This window comes from Rhodococcus koreensis, from assembly GCF_017068375.1.
In the GTDB taxonomy this organism is placed as follows: Bacteria; Actinomycetota; Actinomycetes; order Mycobacteriales; family Mycobacteriaceae; genus Rhodococcus_F; species Rhodococcus_F koreensis.
Genome location: NZ_CP070610.1, coordinates 446,453 through 460,608, shown reverse-complemented (window position 1 = coordinate 460,608; position 14,156 = coordinate 446,453). Strand labels below are relative to the sequence as shown.

General features: G+C 63.2%; 13 protein-coding genes and 1 pseudogene. 9 read left to right on the top strand and 5 right to left on the bottom strand.

All coding sequences use genetic code 11. The features are described from left to right. Position 1: 1 nt before the first annotated feature. The 3 genes from JWS14_RS43100 to JWS14_RS43090 are packed head-to-tail and all read left to right on the top strand — an operon-like array spanning position 2 to position 3,016. A complete protein-coding gene (locus JWS14_RS43100; protein WP_206016478.1) occupies positions 2 to 793 on the top strand; it encodes an enoyl-CoA hydratase/isomerase family protein in 792 nt (263 codons plus the stop codon). A 31-nt stretch (positions 794 to 824) separates the two neighbouring features. Further along, positions 825 to 1,976, top strand: a complete 1,152-nt coding sequence (locus JWS14_RS43095) for an acyl-CoA dehydrogenase family protein (RefSeq protein WP_206016477.1) — start codon at positions 825 to 827, stop codon at positions 1,974 to 1,976. Next, complete coding sequence (locus JWS14_RS43090) at positions 1,973 to 3,016, top strand: acyl-CoA dehydrogenase family protein (RefSeq protein ID WP_206016476.1); 1,044 nt, start codon at positions 1,973 to 1,975, stop codon at positions 3,014 to 3,016. The genes JWS14_RS43095 and JWS14_RS43090 overlap by 4 nt, the downstream gene beginning before the upstream one ends. Before the next feature lie 93 nt (positions 3,017 to 3,109). Here JWS14_RS43090 and JWS14_RS43085 read toward each other — a convergent pair whose 3' ends face one another. From JWS14_RS43085 to JWS14_RS43075, 3 genes are all read right to left on the bottom strand, one after another. Next, complete coding sequence (locus JWS14_RS43085; RefSeq protein WP_206016475.1) at positions 3,110 to 4,216, bottom strand: CaiB/BaiF CoA transferase family protein; 1,107 nt, start codon at positions 4,214 to 4,216, stop codon at positions 3,110 to 3,112. Between the two features lie 94 nt (positions 4,217 to 4,310). Further along, positions 4,311 to 4,967 carry a TetR/AcrR family transcriptional regulator gene (locus tag JWS14_RS43080; RefSeq protein WP_206016474.1) on the bottom strand — a complete coding sequence of 219 codons (657 nt, stop codon included), beginning with the start codon at positions 4,965 to 4,967 and terminating at the stop codon, positions 4,311 to 4,313. A 93-nt stretch (positions 4,968 to 5,060) separates the two neighbouring features. Beyond that, on the bottom strand, positions 5,061 to 6,272 hold the full coding sequence (locus JWS14_RS43075; protein ID WP_206016473.1) for an acyl-CoA dehydrogenase family protein: 1,212 nt from the start codon (positions 6,270 to 6,272) through the stop codon (positions 5,061 to 5,063). A gap of 135 nt (positions 6,273 to 6,407) precedes the next feature. Here JWS14_RS43075 and JWS14_RS43070 point away from each other — a divergent pair, with 135 nt between their 5' ends. After that, positions 6,408 to 7,484: an LLM class flavin-dependent oxidoreductase gene (locus JWS14_RS43070; RefSeq protein WP_206016472.1), complete on the top strand. Its 1,077-nt coding sequence runs from the start codon at positions 6,408 to 6,410 to the stop codon at positions 7,482 to 7,484. A gap of 97 nt (positions 7,485 to 7,581) precedes the next feature. On the opposite strand, the gene JWS14_RS43065 is transcribed toward JWS14_RS43070, so the two are convergent. After that, positions 7,582 to 8,139: a nuclear transport factor 2 family protein gene (locus JWS14_RS43065; protein ID WP_206016471.1), complete on the bottom strand. Its 558-nt coding sequence runs from the start codon at positions 8,137 to 8,139 to the stop codon at positions 7,582 to 7,584. An 89-nt stretch (positions 8,140 to 8,228) separates the two neighbouring features. Between JWS14_RS43065 and JWS14_RS43060 the strand changes: the two genes are divergently transcribed. The 5 genes and pseudogenes from JWS14_RS43060 (at position 8,229) to JWS14_RS50720 (ending at position 12,823) form a co-directional block, all read left to right on the top strand. Then, positions 8,229 to 8,693, top strand: a complete 465-nt coding sequence (locus JWS14_RS43060) for a hypothetical protein (RefSeq protein ID WP_206016470.1) — start codon at positions 8,229 to 8,231, stop codon at positions 8,691 to 8,693. 62 nt (positions 8,694 to 8,755) lie between these two features. Then, positions 8,756 to 10,048: an MFS transporter gene (locus tag JWS14_RS43055; RefSeq protein WP_206016469.1), complete on the top strand. Its 1,293-nt coding sequence runs from the start codon at positions 8,756 to 8,758 to the stop codon at positions 10,046 to 10,048. 171 nt (positions 10,049 to 10,219) lie between these two features. Then, positions 10,220 to 11,518, top strand: coding sequence for an MFS transporter (locus JWS14_RS43050; protein WP_259376158.1), 1,299 nt, complete (start codon positions 10,220 to 10,222; stop codon positions 11,516 to 11,518). A gap of 192 nt (positions 11,519 to 11,710) precedes the next feature. After that, positions 11,711 to 12,097, top strand: a pseudogene (locus JWS14_RS50725) (alcohol dehydrogenase catalytic domain-containing protein); the annotation flags it as partial. A gap of 51 nt (positions 12,098 to 12,148) precedes the next feature. Next, positions 12,149 to 12,823, top strand: a complete 675-nt coding sequence (locus JWS14_RS50720; protein WP_241031851.1) for a zinc-binding dehydrogenase — start codon at positions 12,149 to 12,151, stop codon at positions 12,821 to 12,823. Positions 12,824 to 12,999: 176 nt separating this feature from the next. On the opposite strand, the gene JWS14_RS43040 is transcribed toward JWS14_RS50720, so the two are convergent. Then, entirely contained in the window at positions 13,000 to 14,127 is a 1,128-nt protein-coding gene (locus JWS14_RS43040) for an oxidoreductase (RefSeq protein WP_206016466.1), read from the bottom strand. Between the last annotated feature and the right edge of the window lie 29 nt (positions 14,128 to 14,156).

Sequence of the window (14,156 nt, the reverse complement as noted above, 5' to 3'; positions counted from 1 at the left end):
GATGAACACAACGGAACCGGTGATACTCGACGCATCCGACGGCGTCACGACCATCACGCTGAACCGGCCCGAACGCAAGAACGCGATCGATACCGAGATGTGGCACACGCTCAGCGAGATGCTGCGGGAAATTCGTAACGACCCGGACACGCGTGTGGTGGTCCTGCAAGGCTCGGGCGACGCCTTCTGTGCGGGCGCAGATGTCGCCAAGAGCAAACATCAGGAGCATCCGATCCCGCGGCTGCGCCGTATCGGCGACGTAGCATCGTCGCTGTTCGAATTGCCAATGCCCGTTATCGCCAAGGTGGACGGGGTGGCAGCCGGTGCCGGGGCCAACATGGCGTTGGCCTGCGATCTCGTCGTCGCATCCAGCAGGGCGCGGTTCAGTCAGATCTTCGTGAAGCGGGGGCTCTCCCTCGACTTCGGTGGATCCTGGCTGCTCCCGCGAATCGTCGGGCTGCAGCAGGCGAAGCGCCTTGCGATGCTCGCCGAGGTTATCGACGTCGACGAGGCATACCGCCTGGGAATGGTGACCTGGGTTCGCCCGCCCGAAGAATTGGACGGCTTCGTCGCCGACCTCGCTGGACAGCTGGCAGCACTGCCTCCGATCGCCATGGCGCAGACCAAGAGCCTGCTCAACGAGGGCGTCGGGATCGACCTACCCGCCGCGATTCGGAACGAGGCCGCTGCACAGGCGGTCAATTTTGCCACCGACGACGCACCTGCCGCGTTTCGGTCGTTCCTCGACAGATCCGACCCACCGAGCTATACGGGCCGATGGTCCGTGCGGTGAGCGACACCCGCCACGCCCTGGAAGGGTACCGATGGAGTTCCTGAACCTTGCCGCCGTAAGAGAGCCCGAGCGGCTCGTCGAGTTGCGGCACCGAGTACGCGCATTTCTAGCCGACGAAATCTCGTCGGGTCGAATCACCCCACACAGCGACCAGTGGCTCGCCGGCTGGGACCCGGGTTTCAGCCGCCGGCTCGCCGAGCAGGGTTGGATCGGGATGGCCTTTCCTGCCAAGTACGGCGGGTCTGCCCAGGGCGCGCTGGCTCGTTTCGTCGTCACCGAGGAACTGCTGGCGGCAGGTGCACCGGTCGCTGCGCACTGGATCGCGGACCGTCAGTCGGGGCAGGCTCTCCTGTCATTCGGGTCCGAGGAGCAACGACAGGCGTTCCTGCCCGTCATCGCGCGGGGCGAGTGCTATTTCGCGATCGGCATGAGCGAGCCGGATACCGGGTCGGATCTTGCCTCGGTGCGGACCCGCGGAGCCCGAGTGGATGGTGGCTGGAAGGTCTCAGGCACGAAGATCTGGACCAGTGGAGCGCATCATGCGCACGCGATGATCGCGTTGATCCGCACCGAGCCGCTCGGCGAGAAGCGCCACGCGGGGCTGACACAGGTCATCGTTGAGCTCCCTGATCCGAGCGTCGAAGTGCGACCGATCAAGCTGCTGACCGGAGAGCATCACTTCAACGAGGTCGTCTTCCACGACACCTTCGTGCCGGATTCGCGCGTCCTGGGCGAGCCGGGGGCGGGGTGGAAGCAAGTAACCAGTGAGCTCGCCTTCGAGCGAAGCGGTCCCGAGCGCATCCTGTCGACGTTCCCACTCCTCGTCGAGGCTCTCCGCGAGTCGAATCGGCTAGGGGAGACGGTGGATCGCGTTCGCTTGGGGGAGCTGATCTCGCGTCTGTGGGCCCTCCGACAGATGTCACTCGCGGTCGCCGGGCGACTCGAGCAAGGGGACGATCCGGCGGTCGCCGCGGCCATGGTCAAAGACCTCGGGACCACCCTCGAGGGGGACCTCATCGACAGTGTGCGGATGATGGTTGGCATCGAGCCGGACCCGGCCGCGTTGAGCCGATTGCCGCGGATGCTCGCGGAGGCGTTGCTGCACAGTCCCGGATTCACTCTGCGCGGCGGTACGAACGAAATTCTGCGTGGGGTCGTAGCGAAAGCGGTGAATGTGTCATGAGTGAGATCATCGAGGCACTGACGGAGGCGGTCGAGGACGCGTGTGTCCGGCATCCGTCGTCGGCGGGTACGAACTGGAACGCCGCACTGTGGTCGGCACTCGATCAGATCGGCATCACCCTGTTGTCGATCGACGAGGAGGAGGGCGGCTCGGGGGGTGACGTCTCCGCTGCCGCCGCTGTCCTGGAGGTCCTCGGAGAGTATTGCGCCGAAGTCCCCTTCGTGGAGACCGCGCTGCAGGGGGCATGGCTTCTCGCCTCCTGTCGTGCCGAGATCCCGGCCGGCCCGATGACTGCTGCGGTCGCAGGATCCGGCGTAACTCTGGCGGAGGAATCCGGCGCGTGGACGATCGACGGCGAGCTGACCCGAGTTCCGTGGGCTCGGATCGCAGAACACCTGGTGGTCTTGGCGGGTCGACACGTAGTGCTCCTCGGCCGCAACGACTTCGAGATCGAGGCCGGCACCAACGTGGCGGGGGAGCCGCGCGACCGGGTGACGATGCGCCGTGTGTCACTCCCGGCGAGCAGCGTCCATTCCGTTCCTGAAGACTCTGATGTGACCGAGGAGCTCTTCGTCGCACGTGGCGCCGTGGGTCGTATGGCGATGTCCTCAGGAGCGTCCCGCAGGGCACTTCGGATGTCGCTGGCGTACGCCTCGGAGCGAACACAGTTCGGGCGGCCCTTGGGTGCCTTCCAATCCGTGCAACACCAGATTGCGAGGATGGCCGGCGAGGTCATGCTCTGCAAGACGGTCTCCAAATTCTCGGCGATGGCGCTGGACGAGAAGGAGCCATCGTGGCAGTTCGAGGTCGCCGCGGCGCAGGTTTCCACGGGAGCAGCCGCGGGCACCGTTGCGAAAATCGCACACCAGGTTCATGGAGCGATCGGGTTCACCGAGGAGCACGACCTCCGTCTGTGCACCACCCGGATCTGGAGTTGGCGAGACGAATTCGGGGGTGCACGTCGGCGAGCCGAAGAAGTGGGAGCCCGCGCGCTGGACGCCGGCGCAGCCGGTCTCTGGCCATTGCTCGCTGGAAAATAGTGATCGCTGTGCGCGTCGGGTGAACGCGTCGTGACGAAACAGAACCTCCGCTCCGATCCCGGAGTGGAGGTTCTGTATTCGGGCCGGGAACGCTTAGGTGGCGTTCGCCTGGCTCCAATCCTCGAGTACGGTCGCCGCATCGATGGCGTGGGTCGGCATGGGTCGGGGAGCACCCGGTTCGGTTCGTGAGAATCGGGGGGCGGCGACGGGCTGCACGATGCCGTTCAATTCCTGCACGATGCCGCGCTGAACCATGTGATCGTGACGAGCGGCCTCGTCGAAGGAAAGCACGGGTGTCACACATGCATCGATCGAACCGAAGGCGTCGATCCAGTGCTGGCGTGGCCGGGCGCCGAAGGCCGTGGTGAGTCGCTCGCGTATCGCAGGCCACCCGGATCGGTCGTGCTGGTCCGGCAGGTCCTCTCCCTCCACGCCGACGGTTTCCAGCAACCGCTGGTAGAACTGAGGTTCCACCGCCCCCACCGCCATGTAGCCGCCGTCGGCGCACTCGTAGGTGTCGTAGAAGGGTGCCCCGCCGTCCAAGAAGTTGGTGCCGCGTTCGGCGTTCCATGCGCCGCCGCCGTACATCGACCACAGCATGTGCGCGAGGCTGCTGGCCCCGTCGATCATCGCGGCGTCGATGACTTGGCCCGACCCGGATCTCTCGCGCTCCCACAACGCCGCCAGAACACCGACCAAAAGAAACATGGAGCCACCACCGTAGTCGCCGATGAGGTTGAGCGGCGGCACCGGTCGTTCGCCGGTGCGGCCGACGCTGTTGAGGATGCCGGCGATGGAGAGATAATTGATGTCGTGCCCGGCCGCCTGCGCCAGCGGCCCGCTCTGCCCCCACCCGGTCATCCGGCCGTATACGAGGCGGGGGTTCACCTCGAGGCAGGCGTCGGGTCCGAGACCGAGACGTTCGGCTACACCGGGGCGATATCCCTCGATCAGGATGTCCGAGTGCTGCACCAACTCGAGGACGGTCGCGCGATCGGTAGCCGATTTGAGGTCGGCGGTAACGATCCGCCGACCGCGCAACTGCTCGTTGCGACCGTGTGTGCCCAGCCCGAACGGCGCGTCGGGACGCTCCACCCGGACCACGTCGGCACCCAGATCGGCAAGGATCATTCCAGCGTGCGGGCCGGGGCCGATGCTGGCCAGCTCGACCACTCGGATTCCTACCAGCGGTCCTGTCATGGGATGCCTCATTCCGCCCGCAGACGAAAACACGTCGCAGGTCGTTCGTATGCGTATTGAGTCCGATGTGTGCAAATGCGATGCGATCAGATAGTCAGGCCGGGCGGCGCTCCGGTCCGCCGCCGGCCGGCTCTGCGGCGAGATTGCTCATCACCTGATCGATGAAGGTGGTGAGCACGGCACCGGAATCGATTCCAGCTGGCTCCAGCTTCCACAGGTAGCCCACCCCGCGCAGTTGCGCGACGATCATCGCGGCCTGTTCATCGGGGTCGATGCCTTTGCGGATGGAACCGTCGTGCAACCCGTTCTTGATGTAGGCGGCGATCCGAGACCGCTGGTTTCGATGAAAGTCGATGAATCGCTCGCGCAATTCGGGGACCGGCCCCACCGCCTCGAAGATCAGGGCATAAAGAGTGGCCAGCGACCGCGGACTTTTCTGGTAGGCGTTCTTGATCTCGGTCAGCATGACCCGCAACGTGTCCAGACCCGTGAGGTCGTGCACCTCCGGCTCGACAGTCTCTACATCCCAGCGCACTACGATCTCTTCGACCAACGCCTCGAGGAGCTTGGCCTTGGATCCGAAGCGAGCGGTCGCGAGGCTGCGGCTGTAACCCGCCCGCTCGCCGACGGTAGCCAATGTCATCGACTGGTAGCCGCCGTCGGCGACAAGCTCTCCCGCGGCGCGGAGGAGGAGGCGGGTGGAGCGTTCCGAGCGGACCTGGTGGCCGTTGAGCGTCTGCTGGGCTCTCATAGCTAAAGATACTAGTTCAGCAACCAATTTTGTTCTACCCCCGTGAAACGCGGTGACGTCTTCTGCTCGGTAGCCGTGCAATAGCGCTCTGCGCTATCGAAAAGGTGTGGGCGGCAACAACCGATCGGAAACAAGACGCTGCATGATTTCGGAGGTACCTTCGAAGATCTTGGTGAGGCGAGCGTCCCGCCAGTAGCGTTCGATCGGGAAGTCCGTCGTGTAGCCGGCACCGCCGTGAATCTGCAGGGCCTCGGAGGTCACGCGTTCGGACATCTCGGCGGCGGCGTACTTCAGCATCGCGGCCCGCGCATCGGACGCCTCGCCGGCGTCGACATCGGCTGCCACCTCATACATCAGTGCGCGACAGAGCTCAATCTCTGTGGCCATGGTGGCGATCTTGAAACGGGTCGCCTGGAAATCGCCGATGGCGTGACCGAACTGTTCGCGTTCCTGCACGTACTTGATCGAGTCCTCGAGGGCACCGCGCGCGAGGCCGATGGAGCGTGCGGCGGTATGGATCCGCGGTGTCAACATTCCCGCAGCTACCCTCGCAAAGCCTTGGTCGGGCTTGCTCGGGTCCTGCTCGTACCCGAGCAGGGCATCCTCCGGAACGAAACAGTCGTCGAACGAGAGCTCGAACGTCTGCCACCCGTGATAGCCGATCTTCCGCACCGGTGTTCCCGTGCATCCGGCAGGGAATTCGCCGCGATTCTTGTACGTGATGAAACGGCGAATTCCCTTGTGCCGATGAGCAGCGTCGTACGGTTCCGTCCGTGCCACGACGACAATACCGTCGGACTGGTCGGCGAACGTGCACCACATCTTCTGTCCGTTGATCAACCACCCGCCGTCGACCTTGTCCGCACGGGTACGGATGGAGGCGATATCGGATCCCGCGCCGGGCTCGCTCATCGCGAACGCGCCGAGCCACTCACCGCGGGCGGCTCGGGGCAGAACTTCGGCGCGCTGGGAAGGGTCGAGTATCGCGGCGATGCCGGAGCGGGTGATGATGCTTGCAACGCTCATCCACGCACGGGCCAGCTCCTCGGTGATCAGCGCGTATTCGAATACGCCGAGACCGAGGCCACCGCTCTCTTCCGGAATCAAGATTCCGAAAAAACCGAGATCGCCCATCTTTGCGCGTAGAGAGTCGGGGATCAGGCCGTGTACGGGATCCAGCTCGTTCGCGATCGGGAGGACCTCCTGCATGGCGAAATCGCGAGCCATTTTCTGGATGGCCTGGCGCTCGTCGGTGTGATACGCGCGCGGAATGCTGGGTCGTGGATCGACAAGTGGACGGCTCACGAGATGCCCCGTTTCTTAGTTAGTTGACAAGCAATTTAGTGTACGTTAGTAGCTACCGATGCCGGCAGCAAGAGCCACCGCCGCAACGGGCGACCGGAATGGTGCCGCGCGATGACGCGCGAGACAAGGACCAACATGACGAAACGCACGGAGTTCTGGACCAATTTCACCTCGAGGGATCCACGCGAGGCCGCGACCGAAGCCGCACGACTCGAGGCCGATGGCTGGGACGGCGCGGTCATGGTCGATTCGCAGGCAATGTACCCCGAGGTGTGGACCTACCTTGCCACCTGCGCGCAGGCAACCAGTCGAATCACGTTGGCGACGGGTGTGACCAACCCGATCACGCGTCACCCTTCGGTGACTGCTGCGGCCGCGGCGTCTCTGCAGGTCATCTCGAACGGGCGTGCCGTACTGGGCATCGGTAGGGGAGACTCCGCGCTGGCCTACGTCGGTGCTTCACCCATGCCGATCGCACGCTTCGAGCACTATTTGGAGGTGTTGCAAACCTATCTGCGCGGCGAGATGGTGTCGATGGAGGACGCCGGTTCGATGCTCGTCGACGCCAGAATCGGCTTTCGTGATCTGGCCATCGAGTCGGGTCCGGCGGGCAGCAGCCTGAAGTGGTTGGCCGACTACGACGTCCCCAAGGTTCCGATCGAATCGTTCTCGACCGGCCCCAAAGCGATCGCTTCATCCGCCCGAGTCGCGGAGACCGTCGTTCTCGGGCTGGCAGCGGACATCAACCGCGTCGCCTGGGGTGTCGATCTCGCGAGAACTGCGGCCGCCGACGCAGGAAAGGAAGTCGGAGTGGGATGCGTCGTGATTGCGATGCCACAGGAGGACATCCGAATTGCGCGTGAAATCGTCAAGCCCACGGTGGCGACCATGGCCCGGTTCTCGGTGATGAACAACAAGGTAATCGGTCCGGCAACTGACGCTCAGGCGCAGATCATGCTGAAAATCGCCGAGGTGTACGACATGAACCGGCACGGCGAGCAGGCACCCCAGGCCCGGGTGGTTACCGACGAATTCGTCGACCAGTTCGCCATCGTCGGCAGCGTCGACACCTGCGTCGACCGGCTCAGCGAATTCATGGACCTGGGCCTGGCCCGCATGACTCTGGTGATGCCCTACACGCGGACTCCCGAAGTGGCGCATTCGTACAAGCTGTTGGTGAACGAGGTTCTGCCGCGCCTGCGCGCCTCCTGACGAGGAGAGACTCCCCGATCGGCGATGGCTTGCAAACTCGCAGACCATCAGGAACGGGGAGTCCCGCTTCCTACGCGCGTCCGTCTTCAGAGCGGAATTACCACTGTGCTTCGTAAATCGGATCGTCCGGATACAGACTACCGAACCGCGAGGTAGCCGGGATGCCACCAAACACATCCCCGAAGTCGGCGATCTCGTCGAAAACCTGCGCATAGTCGAAGACTACGGTGCGGCGCAGGACTTTCCACTCACTGTCCCGCTGTTCGCAGAAATCCCGATACCGGCCACCCATCATCTCGATACGATTCGCGGCCGGAAGCACCATCACGTACACCACCGCAGTCTCCCGCCGGGCAGTGCTGCCGTTCACGTTGATCAGCGTGTTGGTGATGTAGTGGTGGGAGCGGTGTTCGCTGCTCTTTTGACCACGGTAGGCCCATTCGCAGAACTCGTGAGCCGATCCGTCGAAGGCACCGTGGTTGTCCGTCGCTTCCGGCCAGAAGGTCGACTTCATCGTCTCGACGTCCTTTCGGTCCATGGCGCGGCAGTAGAGAGCCATGTTCTCGTACAGCTTCTGTTTATCGAGTAGATCGATGATTTCCTCGCTGGAGACCTGCCGAGCCGGGCTGGGCTCGGTGCTGATTGTGTTGTCCATCGTGCGGCCTTTCGTCGGATTCGCTTCTTCGATCGGGTTGAAGGGGAGCCAGATTGGCGCCGAGAATGCCGGTCGCTGCCAGGAGGGCGATGACCACTCCACAGATGCGCCGCTCGATGCAGCGAAAGCTTGGTGAGAAGGCTCTCGGCGAAGATGAGCAGACCACCTCGGTCTTTGTATGTCAACCAACTAACTTTGCTGGCCTCGCCGCGGCTACCGGAAGCGAGAAGCGTGACGGGAAATTCTCTAGCCGCACGGATTTGCGCGTAGGGCCCCATTCGCCGACGAACCGTCCGGCGCGGGATCTGATCCCGTCGGGGACGGTGACGACATGGTCGACGACCGTCTCTGCAGAAAAAAATTGTGAGTTGACAAGCAAGTTAAAAAGGCAGATCGTATGTGTGACGGACAACACCATGGACACGCCGATGACGGGCGCAGCGGATCACCGCCGCCCATTCGGTGTCGATCCCCGTGTCTTCGCCTTCCGCCCACCGCCATCCACGGAGGACCACACGTGTCTCAGCGCCCCGAGCTCGACGTTCAACGAATAATCGACGACGCACCGTTCTCAACTCTCCAACGCACGTCGATAGCCATGGTGATGCTCATTTCCATGTTCATCGGGTTCGACGCACTGGTCATGGCGATCACAGCACCGTCGATCGCCGCAGACTGGGGAACCAGCACGGCCGGCCTCACGCCGGCGATCGTCGCGTCCCTGGTCGGCATGATCATCGGTAGTGCGCTGCTCGCTCCGCGAGCCGACCGGTATGGCAGGCGTCCCGTGTTGATCTGGGGAGTCGTCCTGTTCGGCATCATGACGCTTGCCGTGGTCGCCGTGAACGACCTCGAGCAAATGTTCGTATTGCGTTTCATTGCTGGTATCGGACTCGGTGCCGTGTTGCCCAGCACCTTCGCGTATGGGGCGGAGTTCGCGCCGAAACGACGGCGCGCCACCGTCGTCACCATCGTCGGTGCCACGAGTGCCGGCGGTGGATTCCTCGGCAGCATCTTGGCCACCGCGATCGAACCGGCGTTCGGCTGGCGATCGGTGTTCGTTCTCGGCGGAGCGCTCCCGCTCGTCCTCGTGCCGGCGTTCCTACGCTGGCTTCCGGAGACGATTCAATTCCTGACGCTCGCCGGCAGGGCAGACCGGGCGCGGACGATGTTGCGGTCCATCGATCCTCGGGCGGTCAGCTCCGTAGACGGGGGACTCTTCATGAGTGATCACCGCGACGGCGGCAAGCCGTCGGTGAAACTCCTCTTCGCCAAGCAGCTCGCCCCGGTGACCGTTCTGCTCAGTATCGTCTTCTTCAGTGCAGTGCTGCTGATCCTATTCTTGATGTCCTGGATTCCGTCGGTGCTCACCGACGCCGGCATGTCGACCGGCCACGCCGTGGCAGCCTCGGCAGTCTGCAACCTGGGTGCGATGTTCGGCGGTATCACCATCGGCATGGCAGCAGATCGTAGCGAGCGCCCGTGGCGCATGTTGAGCGTCTGCTTCGCCACCGCCGCTGTCGCGATCGTGGTTACCGCGCTGTCGCTCGGATCCGTTGTCGCTTTGATGATTTCCGTGTTCGTGGTGGGGGCGTTCGCCATCGGGACCCAGATCTGCGTCAACGCCGTAGCCGCGGCCTTCTACCCGAGCTGGCTGCGGGCGACCGGTATGGGTGTCCTGTCGGGCTTCGACCGGATCGGCTCCGTCGCAGGTCCCGCAATCGGCGGGGCGCTTCTCGCCGCTCACGTTCCGGCGAAGTCGATCTTCCTGTTGGCCGTCATTCCGGCGATCATCGCCTCCGTTGCCATCGGTTCGGTTGGCCTCTACACCTCGCGGCGCCGCACGCGAGTGGTCGCCGAGGTGCAGGCACCGCAACTATCGGGCATCACCAACGGACCCACAGGGTAGCCGCTCCGCTCTCCGGCGTTCCGTCGATCTTCATTGAGCACAGTTTTGCAGACGCGCTGTTCCACTACCACTCCACCGGAGGAACCCGTGCAATCCTCACCATTGAACGTCCAACGCGTCATCGACGACGCACCGCTATCAGCACTTCAACGCAAGGCTGTCGGGGCAATCATGCTCGTGTCGCTGTTCGATGGGTTCGACGCACTGCTCATGGCGATCACCTCCCCGTCGATCGCGCGGGAGTGGGGGGTCTCGACCGCGAGCCTCACTCCTGCGATTGTCGCGTCGCTGCTCGGCATGATCGTCGGTGGCGTCCTGCTGGCACCGCGCGCTGACCGTTACGGTCGGCGCCCCGTGCTGATCGGGGGAGTCGCACTCTTCGGTGCAATGACACTATGTGTCGTCGTCGCGAAGAACCTCGAGCAGATGATTGCTCTGCGTTTCCTTGCCGGAATCGGACTCGGAGCAGTCCTCCCGAACACCTACGCGTACGCAGCGGAATTCGCCCCCACCCGGAAGCGCGCCACCTTCATCACAATTGCCGGTGCGAGCAGCGCCGGCGGCGGATTCCTGGGTGGGCTGTTGGCAAGCGCCATCATCCCCAACTCAGGGTGGCGATCGGTGTTCGTCATCGGTGGTCTGTTGCCGATCCTCCTGGTGCCCGCGCTGCTGCGATGGCTGCCTGAGACCGCACAGTTCCTGACGCTCTCCGGTCAGATGGACCGGGCGCGGAAAATGCTGCGGGAGATCAACCCCCGGGCCGTCAGCTCCTCGGACGTCCAACTGATCATGCTGGATGACCGTCAAGGGCGAAAGCCCTCGGTGAAGCTCCTCTTCTCCCGGCAATTGACGCCGGTAACATTGCTGCTGGGCGTGGTCTTCTTCAACGCAATCCTACTGATTCTGTTTCTGATGTCGTGGATACCGTCGGTACTGACCGAGGCCGGTCTCCCGGAGGGCCGTGCGGTCGCCGCCTCCGCGGTATGTAATCTCGGCGCCATGCTGGGCGGTATCGGCATTGGTATGACTGCCGACCGCAGTGGGAATCCTCGCCGCTTGCTCAGTATCTGCTTTACGATCGCTGCCGTCGCAACAGTCGCGACCGCGCTCTCGATCAATTCTACGGCCCTGTTAATGGGTTCCGTCTTCGTGGTCGGCGCATTCGCCATCGGAACGCAAATGGCCGTGAACTCCGTCGTGGCGACAATCTACCCGAGCTGGTTGCGGGCCACAGCCATGGGCGTGCTGTCGGGTGTTGGTAGAGTGGGCTCGGTTATAGGACCCGCCATCGGAGGGGTACTCCTGGCCGCGCATGTGCCGGCAAAGACGATTTTCCTGCTGGCCGTCGTCCCGGCAATCATTGCCTCGGTCGCCCTGGCCGCGGTCGGCCTGTTCGCAGCCGCCCGGCGGAACCCGTCGTCGGACGGCGAGCGCCCGACCCCGGAGCTGTCGGGCGCAGAGGGAGTATGAATGCCGTGTTCAGAGGCAGCCCACTGAGGGCACGTTTACCGAGCGGCATCACGTTGCGCCGTCGACATCGACGAAATCGATGAATATCCGTCGTGCTTCTCCGTCGATCCTCGCGAGACCTGCCGCTTCAAACGCGAGGCTCGATGTGTCGGACACGATATACCCGCAGAGTTCGACAAGAAAGGATTCGCTGTGAGAGCTGCAGTAATCAGGAAGACCGGCCAAGCGTTCACGGTTTCGGACGTAAGCGTTGCCGAGCCGATAGGACATGAAGTACTGGTCGAAGTGCGTGCGTCCGGGCTCTGCCACAGCGACATCTCGGTTGCGCAAACGGGGATGGGCGGTGACTGGCCGATGGTTCTGGGGCACGAGATCGCCGGCGTCGTCGTGGCAGTCGGGCCGTCCGCCTCGCGAATCAAAGTCGGCGATCACGTCGTCGCGGCCGCCCTTCGTCCGTGCGGTCAGTGCCGCGCGTGCCTCAAGGGCGCCGTGTGGGCGTGCTCGCAGCCCGACGCGCTGGACAGGGGCCCAGACGAGAAGCCCCGTCTCGAGGACGAGCACGGCGCTATCGGCCAGATGACAGGTTTGGGCGGCTTCGCCGAGAAGGTTCTTGTGCACGAAAATCAGTTGGTGAGTATCGATCCGGCGATGCCTTTCGAGCAGGCCTCGATAATCGGATGCGCCGTGGCAACCGGTGGCGGCGTCGTGCTGAACGTCGCCAAAGTGCAGCCCGGTGAGTCGATCGTGGTCTTTGGTTGTGGCGGCGTTGGTCTCAACGCCATTCAGGTGGCAGCGCTGGCGGGAGCTACACGGATCATCGGTGTCGACATTCAGACCGACAAACTCGAGCTTGCGCAGAAGTTCGGTGCCACGGATGTCATCGATTCGACGAAGGTAGACGCAGTCGAGGCCATTCAGAAGCTGACCGAATCCGAAGGCGTCGATCATGCCTTCGTCATGGTGGGTGTCCCGCAGGTTACCCAAACTGCCCTCCAGATCCTCGGCCAGTCCGGCACGGTCTACCTCGTCGGCGGAATGTCTCCGGGTGCCGAGGTGCATCTGCACCCGTCTCCTGGAGACAGCTTGTTGCTTCCTTTTCAGCAAGGCATCAGAGGCACTTGGCTCGGTTCGTCGAACTTCTATCACGACATTCCGATGTACGTGGATCTTTACCTGCAGGGGCGGCTCAACCTCGACGACCTTGTCTCACAAACAATTTCCATCGACGACATCGACAAGGCCTACGAGGAACTGGAGCGCGGCGGAATCGCGCGCAGTGTGATCACATTCCCGGCTCAGTCTTGATCTTCGTCCGCATGTAGCGAGGAAAATGCCGTCGCGGACGGCATGCCCAGCGCGTTTCTGAGCGGGCGAGGACTCCGTCCGGTACCCGTCGCCAGCCGCGCTGGGCACAATCGCTCAAAAGAAACCTGGCCGTCGGAGATGGCGACTCCGACGGCCAGGAATTCTCGGTGGTTTTCCTACTTCTTGAAATGAACGATCTGGTCGGTCTTGCCGGTGCGGGTCTTGTTCACCCATTCAGGATCAGCAAGTAATGGGCGTCCGAGTGCAAGTAGGTCGAACTCGTCGCGTTCGAACTTTTCCACCACCAAGCGCAGCTTCTCGTCTCGGTCCTGGTCGTCGGCGGGGTCGTCCCCGACGAATGGGTGGTCTACTGCTACCGACCCGACCATGATCGCAGGTAGGCCCGTGATCTTCTTGGCCCATCCGGACAGTCCCATGTGCTGGTCGGCGGAGTTTTCCGAGGGGAAAGCAGGTAACCAGTGTCGACGTGTCGACAGGTGGAACATGTCGACACCCGCATCAGCAAGCGGGCACAGTATCTGCTCGAGTTCCGCGGGAGTCGACGCGACAGCCGCGTCGTACTGTCCCACTTTCCACTGCGAGAATCGATAAATGATCGGAAAGCCAGGTCCAAGCGCTTCCCGTACGGCGGAAACAGCTTCCATGGGGAACCTGACGCGGTTCCGGAGCGTGCCGCCGTATTCGTCTTCACGTCGATTCGTTTGTTCCCATATGAACGTATCGAGCACCATTCCGTGTCCTCCGTGGATTTCGACTCCGTCGAAGCCGAGGTCGGAAGCCAGCTTCGCTGATTCGACGTACGCGTCTTTGATTGCGTCCATGTCAGCACGAGTGAGGGCTCGTCCAAGGGGCTCACCGTCTACTCCGATGCCGGACGGTCCGACGGTGGGAACGTCCGGTTCGAATTCTGGTTCGCCGCCGCGCATCACGCCCATGTGCATCAGTTGACTGACGATCGCCGCATCTTCACCGTGAACAGCTTCCACGACCGAACGCCATCCCACGGCGCTGTCCTTGCCGTACATGTGCGGCATACTCGCGCTGCTTCCGGCTGCGGGAGCTCGAACCAATGTTCCCTCGGTGATGATCATTCCGACCCCACCGGCCGCCCGCTTACGGTAGTACTCCACATTGTCGTGGGTCGGAATGCCCCTCGGTGAGCTTTCCCTCGTCATGGGAGCCATCACGAAGCGATTGCGCAGCTTCAGCGATGACACCGAGAATTCGCTGTACAAAGGCTCCAACGCTGCGCTGTGTACTGGGGGGTTGTTCTGCTCGCCCATGGCGTTCTCGAATCCTTCTTGTCGTTGAA